Origin of the sequence: Buttiauxella sp. 3AFRM03 (genome assembly GCF_003675305.1) — a bacterium.
GTDB lineage: Bacteria > Pseudomonadota > Gammaproteobacteria > Enterobacterales > Enterobacteriaceae > Buttiauxella > Buttiauxella ferragutiae.
Genome location: NZ_CP033076.1, coordinates 3,833,275 through 3,851,275, shown reverse-complemented (window position 1 = coordinate 3,851,275; position 18,001 = coordinate 3,833,275). Strand labels below are relative to the sequence as shown.

General features: G+C 50.7%; 15 protein-coding genes, 1 other RNA gene and 1 pseudogene. 5 read left to right on the top strand and 12 right to left on the bottom strand.

Annotation, left to right across the window (positions count from 1 at the left end; genetic code table 11):
- Positions 1-9: 9 nt before the first annotated feature.
- The 3 genes from ubiH to D8682_RS19485 are packed head-to-tail and all read right to left on the bottom strand — an operon-like array spanning position 10 to position 3,104.
- The gene (gene ubiH, locus D8682_RS19495) at positions 10-1,188 is read right to left on the bottom strand and encodes a 2-octaprenyl-6-methoxyphenyl hydroxylase (RefSeq protein ID WP_121814923.1); all 1,179 of its coding nucleotides are present in this window, start codon (positions 1,186-1,188) and stop codon (positions 10-12) included.
- Complete coding sequence (pepP, locus tag D8682_RS19490; protein WP_121814922.1) at positions 1,185-2,501, bottom strand: Xaa-Pro aminopeptidase; 1,317 nt, start codon at positions 2,499-2,501, stop codon at positions 1,185-1,187. The genes ubiH and pepP overlap by 4 nt, the downstream gene beginning before the upstream one ends.
- Before the next feature lie 24 nt (positions 2,502-2,525).
- On the bottom strand, positions 2,526-3,104 hold the full coding sequence (locus tag D8682_RS19485; protein WP_064543623.1) for a YecA family protein: 579 nt from the start codon (positions 3,102-3,104) through the stop codon (positions 2,526-2,528).
- Positions 3,105-3,272: 168 nt separating this feature from the next.
- Between D8682_RS19485 and zapA the strand changes: the two genes are divergently transcribed.
- The 3 genes from zapA to D8682_RS19470 all read left to right on the top strand — a co-directional run bounded on the left by zapA (position 3,273) and on the right by D8682_RS19470 (position 4,449).
- Positions 3,273-3,602 carry a cell division protein ZapA gene (zapA, locus tag D8682_RS19480; RefSeq protein ID WP_034498319.1) on the top strand — a complete coding sequence of 110 codons (330 nt, stop codon included), beginning with the start codon at positions 3,273-3,275 and terminating at the stop codon, positions 3,600-3,602.
- 41 nt (positions 3,603-3,643) lie between these two features.
- A non-coding RNA gene (gene ssrS, locus D8682_RS19475) (6S RNA) lies at positions 3,644-3,827 on the top strand.
- A 25-nt stretch (positions 3,828-3,852) separates the two neighbouring features.
- Complete coding sequence (locus tag D8682_RS19470; protein WP_121814921.1) at positions 3,853-4,449, top strand: 5-formyltetrahydrofolate cyclo-ligase; 597 nt, start codon at positions 3,853-3,855, stop codon at positions 4,447-4,449.
- Positions 4,450-4,451: 2 nt separating this feature from the next.
- Here the strand turns inward: D8682_RS19470 and D8682_RS19465 are convergent, their stop codons facing one another.
- From D8682_RS19465 to rpiA, 3 genes are all read right to left on the bottom strand, one after another.
- Positions 4,452-5,063 carry a DUF2238 domain-containing protein gene (locus D8682_RS19465; protein WP_064543619.1) on the bottom strand — a complete coding sequence of 204 codons (612 nt, stop codon included), beginning with the start codon at positions 5,061-5,063 and terminating at the stop codon, positions 4,452-4,454.
- A gap of 116 nt (positions 5,064-5,179) precedes the next feature.
- The gene (serA, locus tag D8682_RS19460) at positions 5,180-6,418 is read right to left on the bottom strand and encodes a phosphoglycerate dehydrogenase (RefSeq protein ID WP_064543617.1); all 1,239 of its coding nucleotides are present in this window, start codon (positions 6,416-6,418) and stop codon (positions 5,180-5,182) included.
- 403 nt (positions 6,419-6,821) lie between these two features.
- The gene (gene rpiA, locus D8682_RS19455; protein ID WP_064543615.1) at positions 6,822-7,481 is read right to left on the bottom strand and encodes a ribose-5-phosphate isomerase RpiA; all 660 of its coding nucleotides are present in this window, start codon (positions 7,479-7,481) and stop codon (positions 6,822-6,824) included.
- Positions 7,482-7,648: 167 nt separating this feature from the next.
- On the opposite strand from rpiA, the gene argP reads away from it, so the two are divergent.
- Together argP and D8682_RS19445 are read left to right on the top strand one after the other, a co-directional pair.
- Positions 7,649-8,548 carry a DNA-binding transcriptional regulator ArgP gene (argP, locus tag D8682_RS19450; protein ID WP_064543613.1) on the top strand — a complete coding sequence of 300 codons (900 nt, stop codon included), beginning with the start codon at positions 7,649-7,651 and terminating at the stop codon, positions 8,546-8,548.
- Positions 8,549-8,867: 319 nt separating this feature from the next.
- A pseudogene (locus D8682_RS19445) lies at positions 8,868-9,853 on the top strand (IS110 family transposase).
- 85 nt (positions 9,854-9,938) lie between these two features.
- Here D8682_RS19445 and D8682_RS19440 read toward each other — a convergent pair.
- The 6 genes from D8682_RS19440 to tdcC all read right to left on the bottom strand — a co-directional run bounded on the left by D8682_RS19440 (position 9,939) and on the right by tdcC (position 17,969).
- Complete coding sequence (locus D8682_RS19440) at positions 9,939-10,682, bottom strand: oxidative stress defense protein (RefSeq protein WP_064543611.1); 744 nt, start codon at positions 10,680-10,682, stop codon at positions 9,939-9,941.
- Between the two features lie 108 nt (positions 10,683-10,790).
- A complete protein-coding gene (argO, locus tag D8682_RS19435) occupies positions 10,791-11,426 on the bottom strand; it encodes an arginine exporter ArgO (RefSeq protein WP_064543610.1) in 636 nt (211 codons plus the stop codon).
- Positions 11,427-11,560: 134 nt separating this feature from the next.
- Positions 11,561-12,421: a small-conductance mechanosensitive channel MscS gene (locus tag D8682_RS19430; RefSeq protein ID WP_064543608.1), complete on the bottom strand. Its 861-nt coding sequence runs from the start codon at positions 12,419-12,421 to the stop codon at positions 11,561-11,563.
- Positions 12,422-13,063: 642 nt separating this feature from the next.
- A complete protein-coding gene (gene pflB / locus D8682_RS19425; RefSeq protein WP_064543607.1) occupies positions 13,064-15,358 on the bottom strand; it encodes a formate C-acetyltransferase in 2,295 nt (764 codons plus the stop codon).
- A 29-nt stretch (positions 15,359-15,387) separates the two neighbouring features.
- Positions 15,388-16,596: a propionate kinase gene (gene tdcD, locus D8682_RS19420; protein WP_121814920.1), complete on the bottom strand. Its 1,209-nt coding sequence runs from the start codon at positions 16,594-16,596 to the stop codon at positions 15,388-15,390.
- A gap of 41 nt (positions 16,597-16,637) precedes the next feature.
- Positions 16,638-17,969, bottom strand: coding sequence for a threonine/serine transporter TdcC (gene tdcC / locus D8682_RS19415; protein WP_064543604.1), 1,332 nt, complete (start codon positions 17,967-17,969; stop codon positions 16,638-16,640).
- Positions 17,970-18,001: the final 32 nt, after the last annotated feature.

Genomic DNA, 18,001 nt, shown 5'->3' with positions numbered 1-18,001 from the left:
AAACCTGTTTTAACGCGCAACCCAGCCGAGAGTACGCTCAGCCAGCGCGTCTCGCGCTGGGGTAAAATGTTCTATCGCCATCAGCCCAAGATTGCGCCCCACCACCAGTGGAGCCCAATGGTTAGCGAATACCTGGACTAAGCCATCGGTCACGCCAATGGTGGCAATTTTATCTTCGCTACGACGTTGCTGATATTCAGCCAGAACTGCATAACTGCCAATATCCTGGGCAGCTTCATGTGCAGCGGCGAGGTTTTCAGCCAGAGACATCACATCGCGCAGGCCGAGGTTAAAGCCTTGCCCGGCAATCGGATGTAGCGTTTGCGCAGCATTGCCCACTAGCGCAACGCGGTGAGAAACCGACTGCGTCGCCGTGGTCAGTGCCAGTGGATATTGCGCCCGTACGCCTGCATGTGTGATTCGCCCAAGCCGCCAGCCAAATGCGCGTTGCAGTTCATTACAAAATTGCTCGTCATCCCAGCGGGCAATTTCAGACTGTGCGGATAATGGATGACACCACACCAGAGAACAACGTCCGTCGGACATCGGTAACATCGCCAGCGGGCCGTGCTCGGTAAAACGCTCAAACGCGCGCCCGTTGTGCGGTTGTGAAGTGGTGATGTTGGCAATCACCGCAACCTGATGGTAATCCTGTTGCTGCCAGGTAATGCCAGATTGCGCGGCGAGCGGCGAGCGAGAGCCATCCGCCGCCACCAGCAATTTACCTTCAATACGCTCACCGTTATCCAACTGGACGCTGACTTTATCGGTTTCACGGGTGAACGAGGCAACGCGCTGCGGGCAATGTAATGTCACACCCGGTGCTTTGCGCAGTAAAGCGAACAAACGCAGCCCGACATCATGCAGTTCCACGACTTGCCCTAGTGCCGGAATCTGATAATCCTGCGCATCCAGCGTGACGAAACCGGCATGGCCGCGATCGCTGACATGAACCGTGGTAATCGGGGTTGCACAGTCTTTGATGGCAGGCCACACGCCGATACGCGTCAATTGCTGGCAAGTCCCCTGCGCAATCGCGATAGCTCGCGCATCAAAACCAGGATGTGCCGCAGATTCCGGGGCCACCGCTTCAATTAAATGAACCGGCAACTTACCGTGAGTTAAACGGGAAATAGCCAGCGCCAGCGTCGCCCCAGCCATGCCTCCGCCGACAATAATCACGCTCATGAGTGACGCGCCGCCGCCATTAACGCTTCGATGTCGTCTGCCGACTTCACTACGCTGGCTGTCAGGTTTTCATTGCCGGTGGCGGTGATGAGGATATCGTCTTCAATACGAATCCCAATACCGCGGTACTCGGCGGGAACATCTGCATCAGGCGCGATATACAAACCAGGCTCCACGGTAATCACCATTCCAGGCTCAAGCTTGCGTGAACGATCCGCGCCATAAACGCCGACGTCGTGAACATCCAGCCCTAACCAATGGCTCAGACCATGCATAAAGAACGGACGGTGCGCGTTTTCGGCGATCAACTTATCTACGTCGCCGTGGAGAATGCCGAGCTTGACCAGGCCCGTCACCATAATGCGAATCACTTGCGCGGTGACTTCCTGCATTGAGGTGCCTGGACGGTAGAGTTGCAGAGAGGTTTCGAGGGATTCGAGCACGATGTCGTAAATCGCCCGCTGCGGTGCGCTAAATTTACCGTTCACCGGGAAGGTACGCGTGATATCGCCCGCATAGCCGTGGTATTCGCAACCGGCATCGATCAACACCAAATCACCATCGCGCATTTGGCTCTCGTTTTCGGTGTAATGCAGAATGCAGGCATTTTCACCGCTGCCAACAATGGTGTTGTAAGACGGGAAGCGCGCACCGTGGCGGTTAAATTCGTGAAGGATTTCACCTTCGAGCTGATATTCAAACATCCCTGGACGGCATTTTTCCATCGCTCGGGTATGCCCAAGTGCGGTGATTTCACCGGCACGACGCATCAGCGCAATTTCTTCTTCCGACTTAAACAGACGCTGTTCGTGAACCCACGGACGCCAGTCAGTTAAGGTAGCCGGAGCGGTGAGATTCTGGCGAGAGCCGCGGCGTAGTTTATCGAGTGCAGCAAAAACGATGGTGTCAGCCCAGGCATATTCGCCCTGCGCGTGGTAAACCACATCGAGGCCATTAAGCAGTTGGTGCAACTGTTCGCCGATTTCGGAGAACGCCAGCGCACGGTCAACGCCCAGTTTTTCTGGTGCGGCTTCCTGGCCCAGACGGCGACCAAACCATATTTCAGCGGTTTTATCGCGCAGGCGGTTAAACAGAACGCTGTGGTTGTGGGTTTCGTCGCTTTTAATCAACACCAATACCGCTTCAGGTTCGTTAAAACCGGTGAAGTACCAGAAATCGCTATTCTGGCGATACGGGTATTCGCTGTCGGCACTGCGTGTTACCTCGGGAGCGGCAAAGATGAGCGCGGCGCTTGCCGGAGCCATTTTGGCCAACAACGCCTGGCGGCGCCGGAGAAATTCGTGCTGATTCATCACACCTCCTGAAGCTTATTATTTTTAGTGTAGCGTTGGTTTTTGCACTTCTGGCGCGGTCGGAACCGGGCGGGTAAAGGTGTCGTGACACAGCAATGCCGCCACGCGCACGTACTCGACGATCTCTTCGAGCGACATTTCCAGCTCTTCTTGATCTTCGTCTTCGTCGTAACCCAATTGCGCGATGTTACGCAAATCGTCGATAGCTTCACCGGTTTCACCGGTCACTTTATCGAGCTTAGGTTGCGTGACACCCAGGCCAAGTAAGAAATGGTTTACCCACCCCGCCAGCGCATCAGCTCGCTGGAATACCGTTACGTCGTCGCCATCTGGCAGGTAAAGCTGGAACAGAAAACCGTCATCTTCAAGCGAATCACCGGTTGCACCATGCATCTGGCGCAGAGTATCCGCAAGGTTTTGGCTGAAGGCCAGGCCTTCGTTTGTCAGGTCATGAAGCAGCGGTTGCCAGCTGGTGTCTTGATTACCACCGCATAGCATACCGCTGATTAAGCCGTGCATTTCTGAAGGCGTCATACCGACACCTTGTTGGTTCAATAGTTGGCCGACTAAGTCGTAGTCAGGCATAGTGTTCTGTATAGACATGCGCATTCGCCATCGTTGGCTGTGAGAGTTCATGTTATGCTACCACCAGGGACCCCAAGGCACCAGAAAAGGGCTTGTATCTTCATTTCGGGATAGCTATAGTGACGCCCCTTTCGTAGCCTGGCACAGGTTAGCGAGAGGCAGGCGAGTTAACAGCAGGAAGGTGGCATGTCTGCACAACCAGTCGATATCCAAATTTTCGGTCGTTCATTGCGCGTGAATTGTCCGCCTGAACAACAGGATGCACTGAATCTTGCGGCTCAAGAGCTTGATCAGCGGTTGCAAGATTTAAAAGTTCGCACTAGAGTCACAAATACTGAGCAGTTAGTTTTCATCGCAGCATTGAACATTTGCTACGAATTGGCTCAGGAAAAATCGAAAACCCGCGACTACGCTTCTAACATGGAAGAACGTATTCGGATGTTACAGCAGACCATCGAACAAGCGTTGCTTGAGCAAGGTCGCATAACTGAAAGACAGGGTCCAAATTTTGAATAACACTTCACGGTTACCTATGGTAGAGTAACTTTGAAGACCAAATTTCTCTGAGATGTTTGCATGCGGGCCAGTCCCCTGAGCCGATATTTCATACCACAAGAATGTGGTGCTCCAGATTCTGTGAGCATGCTCGGTCCGTCCGAGAAGCCTGATGATTCTGACGCTGCATTCACCTTGAACCAAGGGTTCAAGGGTTACAGCCTGCGGCGGCATCTCGGAGATTCCCTCTTTCTACCAACCAGTCATCGCTATGACGAAAATTCAGCTAATTCCATCGCTTCGACAAGAAATCAGACAACACATTCGGCAACGACGCCGTGCGCTTACCCCCACTGAACAACAACACTTTGCTCATCTTGCAGCCGAACGAATGCTGGCATATCAGCCGGTAACCGATGCCGGTACCGTCGCCCTGTTTTTGTCATTTGATGGCGAACTGGACACCACACCACTCATCCGTGCGTTATGGCGAGCAGGAAAATCGGTCTATCTACCGGTGCTTCATCCATTCAGCAAAGGCAATCTGTTGTTTTTGCGCTATAGCGAAAATAGCCATTTGGTGATGAATCGCCTGAAAATTCTTGAGCCGAAGCTTGATGTCCGTGATGTATTGCCGCTGGATAAACTGGATGTGCTGATTACGCCATTAGTCGCGTTTGATGAGCAAGGACAAAGGCTGGGAATGGGCGGTGGTTTCTACGACAGGACGTTGCAAAACTGGCAGCAGCATGGTTTGTGGCCGGTTGGGCTGGCACATGATTGCCAGCATGTTCCGGCCTTACCCGCTGAAGAGTGGGATATTCCCTTGCCCACAGTGGTGACGCCATCGCGAGTTTGGGAATGGTAGCGTCAGGCGATACGCAGCTTGAGCAGTTGTTTGGTATGCCAGTATTGCAATATCAAGACCGTGGTCAGTGCGCCAAGAAGCGCACAAAACATATCTGATTGCGTGTCCCAAATATCACCCTGAGTCCCCAAAAACTCGTCAGCCCCCTGCCCCAATGCCAGCGCTGCCGCCCATTCAATCAGTTCATATACGGCACTGATGGCGAGTGCTATGCAACACACCAGAAACGCGACCATTTTGCGCCCATGAACATAGCCACCACGAATCAAAATCTCACGTGCCGCCAGCGCAGGAACTAGCCCCTGGAAAAAATGGCCAAGTTTGTCATAGGGATTACGACTCAGACCCAACCACTCCTGAACCTCAAAACCCATCGGCACTTTGGCGTAGGTGTATAAACCGCCAACCATCAAAATAATGGCATGCAGGAAAATCAAAAAATAGAGCAATGGCGTAAGGGGAAAACGCGAGTGGGTCGCTAAAAGCAGAGGAACAATGATAATGACTGGAGTCACTTCCATCAGCCAGGTGAGCCGATCCGTAGTGCTAAACCCCGTATAGATGAGAATCAGCAGAAGTATAAAGGCACCGGATTTTAAGAATGTACTGGTCATGTAGCTTCGCCGTATGACTAAAAGCTTAACTATCAGTGGGACACGCGAAAAAAACAACTCTGGAAACGGATTTTAAGAGTCAAGTGGGGAGCCAGATTAGCTCCCCAATTATTTAATTAGTACAGCAGACGGGCGCGGATAGTCCCCGGAATCGCCTTCATCGATTTCAGCGCAGCTTCAGCAACATCTTCTTCGGCATCGACATCAATAACCACATAGCCCATCTGCGGAGTGGTTTGCAGATACTGAGCGGCGATGTTGATACCCTGCTCGGCAAAAATCTGGTTCAGCGCGGTCAAAATCCCCGGGCGGTTTTCGTGAATGTGCAGTAAACGGCTGGTGCTGCCACCGTGTAACGGCAGAGAAACTTCCGGGAAATTCACCGCAGAGAGTGTAGAACCGTTATCGGAATATTTAGCCAGTTTGCCAGCCACTTCCAGACCGATGTTTTCCTGTGCTTCCTGAGTCGAGCCGCCAATGTGCGGAGTCAGGATCACGTTATCAAACTCACACAGTGGCGAAGTGAATGGATCGCTGTTAGTTGCCGGTTCAGTCGGGAATACGTCGATTGCAGCACCTGCCAGATGCTTACGCGCCAGCGAATCACACAATGCAGGAATATCAACAACCGTGCCACGTGCGCAGTTGATCAGCAGTGCGCCCGGCTTCATCAGCGCCAGTTCGTTGACGCCAATCATGTTCTTGGTAGAGGCATTTTCAGGCACATGCAGACTCACCACATCGCTCATGTTGAGCAGGTCAGAAAGATGCTGAACCTGAGTCGCGTTACCCAGCGTCAGTTTGTTTTCGATATCGTAGAAGTAAACGTGCATACCCAGCGCTTCAGCCAGAATCCCCAACTGAGTCCCGATATGGCCGTAACCAATAATGCCGAGTTTTTTACCGCGTGCTTCATAAGAGCCAACCGCCAGTTTATTCCACACACCACGGTGTGCTTTGGCGTTAGCTTCCGGAACGCCACGCAGCAGTAATAGCAGTTGGCCGATAACCAGTTCTGCTACAGAACGCGTGTTAGAGAATGGGGCATTAAACACCGGAACGCCACGTTTAGCGGCAGCATCCAGGTCGACCTGGTTTGTACCAATACAGAAGCAGCCGACAGCCACCAGCCTTTCAGCCACGGCCAGAACATCTTCAGTTAAGTTGGTACGGGAACGCAGACCGATGAAATGCGCATCACGGATCGACTCTTTCAGGGCATCGCTGTCCAGCGCGCCTTTATGGTATTCGATGTTGGTATAGCCTGCTGCGCGAAGGTTATCCACGGCTTTCTGGTGTACACCTTCCACCAGCAGGAATTTAATCTTGTCTTTATCCAGTGATACTTTTGCCATTTCCCGACCCTATTTTTAGTACTGATGTTGTGCTGTGTGATAAGACACCCTTCTGCCAAAATATCAAAAAATACGGGCGGGGCAATATAAACGATTGCGCAGTCCGCAAAGCAAAAAAGGAATAAGCGGCATGGGGCAGCACAAAACTCTGAGTAGCAGAGAGAATCAGGAATGAACAGCAGGTGGTTGGCATGAATGTGACATATGTCACCAAATTTAGCGTTAGATTATTTTGTCATTTTTTATATGGATATGGGGCGTATATACCCAAAATAATTCGAGTTGTAGGTAGGCGGCAAGTGAGCAAATCCCGATGAGCTTACTCAGGTAAGTGATTCGGGTTTGTGAGTGCAGCCAACACCCCTGCAACTTGAAGTATGACGGGTATAAAACGCCCCCCAGATCATTTCACAATGGTTTTCACACCATCAGCAGTACCAATCAACGCAACATCCGCACCACGGTTAGCAAACAGCCCCACGGTGACCACGCCTGGCAAACCGTTAATCGCATTTTCGAGCGCGATAGGCTCAACGATGCTGAGGCCGTAAACATCAAGAATGATGTTGCCGTTATCGGTTACTACGCCCTGGCGGTATTCCGGGCGACCGCCCAGCTTGACCAGTGCGCGCGCCACGCAACTACGAGCCATTGGAATGACTTCCACTGGCAGTGGGAAGTTACCCAGGATGCCTACCTGCTTGGACGAATCGGCGATACAAATAAACTTTTCCGCGACAGACGCGATGATCTTTTCGCGGGTCAGTGCTGCACCGCCGCCTTTAATCATTTGCATCTGGCCGTTGATCTCATCTGCACCATCGACATAGATACCGAGGGTATCCACTTCGTTGAGATCGTAAACAGTGATACCAAGGCTTTTCAGTTTGGCGGTGGAAGCGTCGGAGCTAGAAACGGCACCATCAATCTGATGTTTGATAGTCCCAAGAGCATCAATAAAGTGTGCGGCGGTTGAGCCGGTACCCACACCGACGATAGTGCCTGGTTGCACGTATTGTAATGCTGCCCAGCCGACTGCTTTTTTCAGTTCATCCTGCGTCATGGTTAATTGCCTGTGCTGTGAAAACTGACGCGCATTATAGAGCAAGCCGCCAAAAAATGTCCTGCGATTGGCGCAGAACTCGGACGAACATTGCGGATTTGGTCTGGATCAGCGGCAAATTTATGTCATAGTGCAGCCATAACAAAAACAGGAGTCAGCAAACAACAATGAAACGCCCGGACTATAGAACGCTACAGGCGTTGGATGCCGTAATTCGTGAACGAGGGTTTGAGCGCGCCGCTCAAAAACTCTGTATTACTCAATCCGCCGTCTCGCAACGTATCAAGCAACTGGAAAATATGTTCGGCCAGCCATTGTTAGTACGCACTGTTCCGCCTCGTCCAACCGAGCAAGGGCAAAAGTTGCTGGCATTACTGCGTCAGGTCGAACTGCTTGAAGAAGAGTGGCTGGGCGATGAACAAACCGGTTCTACCCCGCTACTGCTGTCACTTGCGGTCAACGCCGACAGCCTGGCAACCTGGTTGCTGCCTGCTTTAGCGCCGGTTCTGGCCGACTCCCCTATTCGTCTGAATCTTCAGGTTGAAGATGAAACCCGAACCCAGGAACGCCTGCGCCGTGGTGAAGTGGTTGGCGCGGTTTCTATTCAACCACAGCCATTGCCAAGCTGCCTGGTCGACAGACTTGGAGCGCTGGATTATCTGTTTGTCGGTTCGAAAGACTTTGCCGCGCGTTATTTCCCGAACGGAGTTACCCGCTCGGCACTGTTAAAAGCCCCTGCCGTGGCGTTCGACCATCTCGATGATATGCACCAGGCGTTCTTACAACAGAACTTCGATCTGTCGCCGGGTAGCGTCCCGTGCCACATCGTTAACTCATCGGAAGCGTTTGTACAATTGGCACGTCAGGGCACCACATGCTGCATGATCCCGCATCTGCAAATCGAAAGAGAGCTGAAAAACGGCGAATTGATCGACCTGACGCCAGGCTTGATGCAGCGCCGCATGCTGTACTGGCACCGCTTCGCACCAGAAAGCCGCATGATGAGAAATGTCACCGACGCGCTGCTTGAGTACGGGCATAAGGTTCTACGGCAGGACGCAGAATAGAAAAAGGCCGCAATCCAATAGCGGCCTTTTTTTTGTCGGATGGCGCTAACGCTTATCCGACCTACGATTTTACGATTTTGTAGGGTGGATAAGCGCAAGCGTCATCCGACCTTGTATCTTGAACCGGTAGCTGGTTAGCTACCGGTTACATGAAACGGAGGAAGCTTGTATCCGACCTGAAGACCTCGATCTTCCGACGTAGCTTAAGCCCTCCGTTTCACCTTTCACGCCACTCAAAATCCGAACGGTAACCAGAAGCTCTGACTTCGCATGTACAAGGCTGGAATGGCGTGTTGGTTCACGTGGAAGGAGATGAAATATGGCTTTTCTCGGTGCTGATATCAGCAAAAATAAAATAGATGTCTGTCTGCTTGTTGCCGGTATTAAGGGTAAGAAAAAGCAGAAAGTCTTCACCAATGAACCCTGTGTGGCCCGCAAAATCATCGACTGGCTGGAGGCCCAAAAATGCGCCTCTGATAATATGACAGTCGTGATGGAAGCCACGGGTATCTACCATGAGAATCTGGCGTATGGGCTTCATGATGCGGGGATTTCTGTCTGCATGGCCAATCCATACCGTGTCCGTGAGTTTGCCTGCGGAATGGATATCCTCACGAAAAATGACACAGTGGACGCATTTGTGCTGGCCTGTTATGGCGAGCTGAAGCATCCCGATGCCTGGGTCCCACCGTCAGTTGAAGTCCGTAAACTCAGGGCGTTGTTGCGTCAGCGCGACGCGCTGAAAGAGGATGTGCAGAGGACGGCCAACCGGCTTGAAAAAGCGCATTCAACCTCGACACCACGGGAGGTCATAGGCTCACTGGAGCGGACAAACGGCTGGCTGAGTGATGAACTGGAACGGATAGAAAAGCTCATTACTGACCACACAGATAACGACCCGGGACTGAAGGCCGATCTGGAGCTGCTGAAATCGATAAATGTGTGAAGGAGCAGGTGGGACGGGAGATGCTGGCACTACTGAAAGACGGGACGTTCAAAAGTGCCTCGCAGGTGGCAGCGTATCTGGGAATAACACCGGTGGAGAGAGTGTCCGGCAGTTCGGTACGCGGGCGGGCACATATGTCAAAAACAGGCCCCTCAATAGTCAGAGCCAAACTGTATGTAGCAGCCCTGAGTGCAATCCGGTGGAATAAACCCGCGAAGGCGATATATGAAAGGCTGGTAGCGAAAGGTAAGGCGAAAAAAGCGGCGCTGGGTGCAGTGATGCGTAAGCTGGTACATATGTGCTTCGGCGTACTGAAAACCCGATTACCATGGGATGAAAATTATGCAGCTACCGCTTGACGTCCAAGACGGTAGCTACGATTTTACGATTTTACGATTTTGTAGGATGGATAAGCGCAAGCGTCATCCACCATCTATCAATGTCTTACTGTGCTGCTGGGGCTGTAGCCGGAGCGGAAGCCGCTCCCAGTTCAAACACCACATCAACCTGGTCATCAAACTGAATAGTCTGCTGATCGTAGGTATCCTGAGCAGAAACTGGTGCAGCTGCGTCAGCTTTCATCATCCGCACCATCGGCGCCGGCTGATAGTTAGAAACATGATAACGCACGCTATATACCGGCCCCAGCTTACTGTTGAAGCCTTCGGCTAACAGTTTCGCCTGACGAGATGCATCGTCGATAGCCGCTTTACGCGCTTTATCTTTGTATTGTTCTGGGTTTGCTACACCAAGCGATACGGAACGAATTTCGTTCAGACCCGCTTTCAGCGCGCCATCAAGCAACTCGTTCATTTTGTCGAGTTTACGCAGTGTGACTTCAACCTGACGCACGGCACGATAGCCTTTCAGCTGCGTTTTGCCATCTTTCAGATATTCGTATTCTGGTTGAGTGCGCAGGTTGGCGGCATTGATGTCTTTCTTCTCGACACCACTTTGCTGCAAGAAGGTCAGATACTGTGCAACGCGATCGTCAGCTTGTTTCTTAGCTGATACCGCATCTTTAGCAGACACATTGACTTCAATGGCGAGCGTGGCAATGTCAGGAACAGCATCCACGCTTGCAGTGCCGGATGTTACGATATGCGGGCCATTTGGCAACTCATCGGCCAATGCCGGAACCGAACCAAATCCAACTAAAGCGGCTAATGCCAGAGTTTTCAACTTCACTGTAATACCTCCATGCTACATTCCACTGTCATTCCGCCCGTAAAATCCACGGGCGTCTGGCAGCAAGCTTAGCCTGTAATGGTAACTTGTCTATCGGATTAAGGCGAATTAGCCTATCAGCGAAGAAATATGGTGCACCCCATCCGCCGCCAGTTGCAATGCGATAAACCACATCACCAACCCGACAACGCCGTTAATAATACGCTGCGCTTTAGCAGTGCGTAACCGGGGAGCAAGCCAGGCGGCGAGAAGGGCCAGGCCGTAGAACCACAGAATTGATGCACTCACGGTACCCAACGCAAACCAACGCTTTGGTTCATCGGCCAGTTGCCCACCGAGGCTACCGAGCACTACAAAAGTATCCAGATAAACATGCGGATTAAGCCAGGTGACAGCCAGCACAGTGGCGACAATTTTCCAGCGTCCCTGTTTCAGAACTTCCGCTGAAGCCAGTTCCACGCTGCTGCTCATCGCGGTACGCAACGCGCCCCAGCCGTACCACAGCAAAAATGCCACGCCGCCCCAGGTCACAATGGCCAGCAACCACGGTGACTGCATCAACAGCGCGCTACCGCCAAAGATACCAGCACAAATCAGCAGCAAATCGCTGATTGCACAAAGCGAAGCAATCATCAGATGGTATTGGCGACGAATCCCCTGGTTCATAACAAAAGCGTTTTGCGGCCCGAGAGGCAGAATTAACGCAGCACCCAATGTAAGACCTTGAAAGAAATAAGATAACACGGTGATTTACTCTTCAATTTGTATCAATTGAAGAAGAGTTTAGTGGGGAAATATTATTAGAGGAAATGGATAATTTTAATGGTTTATAAGCAGAACTAATAAAACAGGGGCCAGCCGAAACTGGCCCAGAAAAATCACTCTTGCGCAGGTTCTTTCACGCGTTTGAAATTCACATCCATTTGCGGGTAAGGGAAGCTGATCCCTTGCGCATCAAACTCACGTTTAACACGTTCCAGCACATCCCAATAGACGTTTTGCAGATCGCTGCTGTTGCTCCAGGCACGCACCACAAAATTAATCGCAGAAGGCCCAAGCTCATTAAGTCGCACGGTAATATCCCGGTCTTTCAGCACACGCTCATCACTAGTGATGATGTCGGTCAGAATTTGTTTAACCTTGTCGATATCCGAATCGTATGCCACACCGATGATGAATTCGTTGCGGCGCACCGGTTCGCGGGAGAAGTTAATGATATTCCCGGCGATAATTTTGCCGTTTGGCACGACGACAATCTTGCCATCCAGTGTGCGTAACGTGGTGGAGAAAATCTGCACATTCAGTACCGAGCCTGCAATACCGCCGAGATCGACATACTCGCCCGCGCGGAATGGACGGAAGGTAACCAGCAGTACGCCAGCCGCCAGGTTAGAGAGCGAACCTTGCAGCGCCAGGCCGATAGCCAAACCTGCGGCACCCAACACCGCGATGACGGACGCAGTCTGGACACCCACGCGCCCTAAAGCGGCAATTAAAGTGAAAGCGATGATGCCGTAACGCACCAGAGCACAAAGGAAATCAGCTACAGTGGCATCAATACTACGCGCTACCATCACGCGGTTGATGGTATTGGAAACCACGCGAGCGACAATCATCCCGACGATAATAATCGCCAGTGCCGCCACAATGTTGACGGCATAGCTCAGCAGTAACGCCTGGTTGCGCACCAACCAGCCTCCGGCATTATTAATACTGTCTACTACGTTGAGATCTTCCATTCACTGTTCCTTGTCATTACCAAAATTCTGCGCCTCAAAGGCACAACAGAGACTTTAAAGATTAAACAAAACAATAGAATATGCCAACTTAGTCACAATTTTGCCACAAAAATGCAAAAAACCCCGCACAAGGCAGGGTTTCAGATTGCTGACAAAGGGTGATAAATGTGTTTTGTAGGGTGGATAAGCGTTAGCGTCATCCACCATTTACGCCAGTTGTGTCGGATGACGCGGCGCTTATCCGACCTACGATGAAGTTTGTCATCAGTCTCAAACCCCGCACAAGGCAGGGTTTCAGATTACTGACAAAGGGTGATAAATGTGTTTTGTAGGGTGGATAAGCGTTAGCGTCATCCACCATTTACGCCAGTTATGTCGGATGACGCTGCGCTTATCCGACCTACGAAGACGTTTGTCATCAGTCTCAAACCGCGCACAAGGCAGGGTTTCAGATTGCTGACAAAGGGTGATAAATGTGTTTTGTAGGGTGGATAAGCGTTAGCGTCATCCACCATTTACGCCAGTTGTGTCGGATGACGCTGCGCTTATCCGACCTACGAAGACGTTTGTCATCAGTCTCAAACCCCGCACAAGGCGGGGTTTAAAATGGCACTCACTTCTCTGCGATTTCAGGATGAGAGATTAAATCGAGTGCGTAAAGGTACGAGAAATCACATCCTGCTGCTGTTCACGCGTTAACGCATTAAAGCGCACCGCGTATCCAGAAACGCGAATGGTCAGCGTCGGGTAATTTTCTGGGTGCTCGACGGCATCCATCAGCATTTCACGGTTCATCACGTTAACGTTCAAGTGCTGCCCGCCCTCGGTTCTTACATCGTGATGGAAATATCCATCCAGCAGACCCACTAGGTTTAACTGGCGCACTGCGTCATCTCGTCCCAGCGCGGCAGGCACAATTGAGAAGGTGTAAGAGATGCCATCTTTCGCATAACTGAACGGAAGTTTAGCGACAGAGGTTAATGACGCGACCGCACCTTTACGATCCCTGCCGTGCATCGGATTTGCGCCCGGGGCAAATGGCATTCCGGCACGACGGCCATCTGGCGTGTTACCGGTTTTCTGTCCATACACCACGTTTGAGGTGATCGTCAGGATCGATTGTGTCGGCACCGCATTGCGATAGGTTGGCAGCGCCTGGATCTTCTTCATAAAGCGCTCAACCAGATCGCAGGCAATGGCATCAACGCGATCGTCATTATTACCATATTGCGGATATTCACCTTCAATAACGAAATCAACCGCCAGCCCAGTCTGGTCACGCACCGGTTTTACCGTGGCGTACTTAATCGCAGAAAGCGAATCCACCGCGACTGACAAACCGGCAATTCCACACGCCATAGTGCGATAAACATCTCTGTCGTGCAGTGCCATCAGCGACGCTTCGTAGCTGTATTTGTCGTGCATGTAGTGAATAAGATTGAGCGCAGTCACGTATTGCGTCGCCAGCCAGTCCATAAAGTGATCGAGGCTATTCATCACCTTGTCATAGTCCAGCACGTCATCCAGCAACATCGGCATTTTCGGCCCAACCTGGATTTTTAGCTTTTCGTCCATGCCGCCGTTGATGCAATACAACAGCGTTTTTGCCAGGTTGGCACGTGCTCCGAAGAACTGCATCTGTTTGCCGATCACCATTGGGCTGACGCAGCAGGCAATAGCGTAGTCATCACTGTCAAAATCACAGCGCATCAGATCGTCGTTTTCGTACTGTAACGATGAAGTTTCGATGGACACTTTGGCCGCATAAACCTTGAACGGCTTCGGTAAAGCTTCCGACCACAGGATAGTCAGATTCGGTTCTGGTGCCGGCCCCATGGTGTAAAGCGTGTTCAAATAGCGGTAGGCGTTTTTGGTGACCAGTGTGCGCCCATCAAGCCCCATACCGCCGATAACTTCTGTCGCCCAAATTGGGTCGCCGGAGAACAGAGAGTCAAATTCCGGGGTACGCAGGAAACGCACCATACGGATCTTCATAATGAAATGATCGACTAACTCTTGTGCCTGAAGCTCTGTCAGCACACCCGCTTTGAGGTCACGCTCGATATAAATATCGATAAACGAGGTAGTGCGGCCCAGTGACATCGCCCCACCATTTTGTGATTTCACCGCGGCCAGGTAGGCAAAATAGAGCCACTGCAATGCTTCCTGCGCATTGCCTGCCGGACGAGAAATATCAAAGCCGTAATTTGCCGCCATTTCCTGAATTTGCAACAAAGCACGGCGATGCTCCGACAGCTCCTCGCGCAGACGGATGACATCCTCAAGCTTTTCACCGCGCTCCAGTTGATTTTGCAAGTCAGCAAACTGCAATTCACGTTCGCGCACTAAATAAGCGATGCCGTACAACGCCACGCGGCGATAGTCGCCAATAATGCGACCGCGCCCATAACCGTCCGGCAGGCCGGTCAAAACACCCGATTTGCGGCAGCGCAAAATATCTGGTGAGTAGACGTCAAACACCCCCTGATTATGTGTCTTACGCAACGAAGTAAACTGGTATTCGAAGTCTGAGTCCATTTCACGACCATAAGCTTCAAACGAGCTTTTGATCATGTTGATGCCGCCATACGGATGTAAGGCGCGTTTCAGCGGCTTGTCGGTTTGCAAACCGACGATTTTTTCATGTTCTTTGACGATGTAACCCGGAGCATGCGCAGTAATCGTCGTGGCAATATTGGTATCGAAATCGACTGGCGCATGGGTAGCATTTTCGATGCGAATGCCATCCATCACCTTTTCCCACAGTGCGGTGGTCGCCGGAGTTGCGCCCGCTAAGAATGATTCATCACCCTCATACGGCGTATAGTTCTGCTGGATAAAATCCCGAACATTAATTGCCGTTTTCCATTCAACGCCCGAGAATTGCTGCCAGGCATGGGAATAATTTTCGTTGGTAATATCAACATCCACTTTCATTACTTCATCCTCTGTACAACATTATTAATTCAGGCGTATTCCGTGATACGACATTCTTTTCCTAAATGCAGGGCATCAAGCGCAATCATTTTTTCTTCGTTAGTCGGAATGACCGCGCAAACGATGGCAGAGCTGTCGCTGGAAATAATTCGCTGCCCGATACGATTAGGTTGGTTATTTCTTTCAATATCCAGATCGATACCAAATACACGCAACCGTTCTGCCACCAGGCGACGAATCAGTATTGAATTCTCACCAATACCGCCGGTAAAAATAACGCCATCAAAATTATTTAACGAAGCAGCATGGGCGCCTATGGTTCGGGCAATGCGGTGAACAAAAGTTTTAATCGCTAATTGCGCACGCACATCGCCATCATGCCAGGCTTTTTCCAGAGTGCGCAAATCTGACGATAAACCCGAAAGACCCAGCAGGCCGGACTCTTTATTGACGACTTGTTCAAGGTCGTCCATCGATTGCTGGGTCTGACGAGCAAGCCAGGCCATTGCGCCAAAATCCACGTCTCCGCAACGGGTGCCCATAATCAGCCCCTCGAGCGGTGTCATACCCATTGAGGTATCAACGCTTTCACCATTTTGAACCGCACAAACCGAAGCTCCATTTCCTAAGTGAGCAATCACCAACCCTGAATTTACTGGGTTCAAGCCAGGTAACTCACCCGCTTGCTGGGAGACATAGCGATGCGACGTGCCGTGGAACCCATAACGGCGAACCCCGTACTCTTCAAAATAGCGGTATGGCAGGCCGTACAGATAAGCTTCGGGCTTTAATGTCTGATGGAAACTGGTATCAAATACCGCGACCTGTGGAACATCCGGGAAACGAGTCCGCGCAGATTCCACCCCGTGTAAATTGGCGTAATTGTGCAATGGTGCCAACGGTGAAACCTGGCGAATCTGTTCTATAACCTCATCGGTAATTAAGACTGACTCACTAAATAAAGATCCACCGTGGGCAATACGGTGACCGACAAAAGCCACACTATCGATTAAATTCCGTATCTCAAGTTCAGCGGCTATTGCAGAAAGCGCTTCTTCATAATTCTGGTGAGCCAGAATAACTGGCTCTCCATCATTGACCGTTAAAAAAGCTTTCTCAGTATTAATACCCTCACAAATTCCGGCTAAAAGTACATCGCAAGTTTCTGCATCTAATACTGAGAACTTAACCGAAGAAGAACCACAGTTAATCGTCAACACTACCGGATAATCATTCATTTTTAAATCCCACTCATCCTGAGCCAATATACCCAAAATAATTAGATAAGCTTGTAAACAATATTAAGAATGGTCAGCAAACCAATTACTGTGACAAAAATGTTTTCAGTTTTTCCTTTATATTTCGCCAGCGCAGGTGTTTTGCGAATCGCATACATTGGCAGCAGGCAAAGCAGTGAAGCGATAATCGGTGCCCCCATGGCTTCGATTAAATCGAGGATGTTCGGGTTTGCGTAAGCCACAACCCAGGTCGACCCCATGATAAACACCATGCTGATGAGGTTGAGCTTCCCACCGGATACTTTGGTTTTATCCCCTTTGTAGCCAAACTTGAGGACCAGGCCATTGAGCCCTTCGAGGGTGCCAAGATAGTGACCAAAGAAGGATTTGAAAATTGCCACCAGAGCAATAATCGATGCGCCATATTCAAGCGTGGTGGCGAAAGTCGATTTTGTGCCAGACATTGAGGAGAAGTGGTTCGCCAGGTATGAAAGCACAGGAATGTTTTGCGCTTTGGCTTCCGCCATATTTTGTGGAGAAAGCGTGAACAGACAGCTAAAGGCGAAGAACATCACGACGGCAACCATCAGCATGCTGGCGCGAGAGATAATCTTCGAACATTTGTCTTCAGTGTACTGCTTGCCAAAATCTTGCTCATACTCTTCACGTTTGGAAACCACGAACGAAGAGACAATCGGTGAAAAGTTAAAGGAGAAGACCATGATGGAAATACCCAGCCATACGGTCACCAGAATGCCATCACTGCCGGTAAACGAAATATCACTTAGACTGACTTGATCGATAACCGCAGAGTTCCAGTAAGGAATCAGCGACACGGAGATCAAGATTAAGCAGGCAATGAAAGGGAACACCAAATAGCTCATCACTTTGACCATCAGGTCTTTGCCAAAGTAGATAACAAAAGCCATTAACAACAGCAGGAACAGTGCCACCACACCACGGTTAAGCGGCATGAGCTGGAGCTGGTTTTCCCAGAATGTCATGAAGGTGTTGGTGATGGTGACACCGTATATCCACAACAATGGGCAGATGGCGAAAAAGTACAGGAAGGTAATGACCACACCACCTGTTTTACCAAAATGTTCTTCAACTGTTTCAGTGATATTTCCGGAGGGATTGCTGCCTGAAAGACACAAACGCGCGAGCGCCCGGTGGCAATAGAATGCTATCGGAAAGGCAAGAAACAACATGATGAGAATTGGAATTAAACCGCCATAACCGGCACGAATAGGGAAAAATAAAACCCCGGCACCGATGGCCGTTCCAAATAAACCTAATGTCCAGGTAGTGTCAGATTTGCGCCATTGCGATGTAACTTTTTGACCAACAAGTGTTGCATCTGTATTACTCATAATAAAATTCCTTTAAGTAATTTTATACGCGT

Bases quoted from the DNA above. Each gene is read 5' to 3' on its own strand.
- D8682_RS19470 (WP_121814921.1), top strand. From the start codon at position 3,853: ATGACGAAAATTCAGCTAATTCCATCGCTTCGACAAGAAATCAGACAA.
- pflB (WP_064543607.1), bottom strand. From the start codon at position 15,358: ATGAAAGTGGATGTTGATATTACCAACGAAAATTATTCCCATGCCTGG.
- D8682_RS19465 (WP_064543619.1), bottom strand. From the start codon at position 5,063: ATGACCAGTACATTCTTAAAATCCGGTGCCTTTATACTTCTGCTGATT.
- D8682_RS19430 (WP_064543608.1), bottom strand. From the start codon at position 12,421: ATGGAAGATCTCAACGTAGTAGACAGTATTAATAATGCCGGAGGCTGG.
- rpiA (WP_064543615.1), bottom strand. From the start codon at position 7,481: ATGACGCAGGATGAACTGAAAAAAGCAGTCGGCTGGGCAGCATTACAA.
- tdcC (WP_064543604.1), bottom strand. From the start codon at position 17,969: ATGAGTAATACAGATGCAACACTTGTTGGTCAAAAAGTTACATCGCAA.
- serA (WP_064543617.1), bottom strand. From the start codon at position 6,418: ATGGCAAAAGTATCACTGGATAAAGACAAGATTAAATTCCTGCTGGTG.
- zapA (WP_034498319.1), top strand. From the start codon at position 3,273: ATGTCTGCACAACCAGTCGATATCCAAATTTTCGGTCGTTCATTGCGC.
- ubiH (WP_121814923.1), bottom strand. From the start codon at position 1,188: ATGAGCGTGATTATTGTCGGCGGAGGCATGGCTGGGGCGACGCTGGCG.
- pepP (WP_121814922.1), bottom strand. From the start codon at position 2,501: ATGAATCAGCACGAATTTCTCCGGCGCCGCCAGGCGTTGTTGGCCAAA.
- D8682_RS19485 (WP_064543623.1), bottom strand. From the start codon at position 3,104: ATGTCTATACAGAACACTATGCCTGACTACGACTTAGTCGGCCAACTA.
- argP (WP_064543613.1), top strand. From the start codon at position 7,649: ATGAAACGCCCGGACTATAGAACGCTACAGGCGTTGGATGCCGTAATT.
- tdcD (WP_121814920.1), bottom strand. From the start codon at position 16,596: ATGAATGATTATCCGGTAGTGTTGACGATTAACTGTGGTTCTTCTTCG.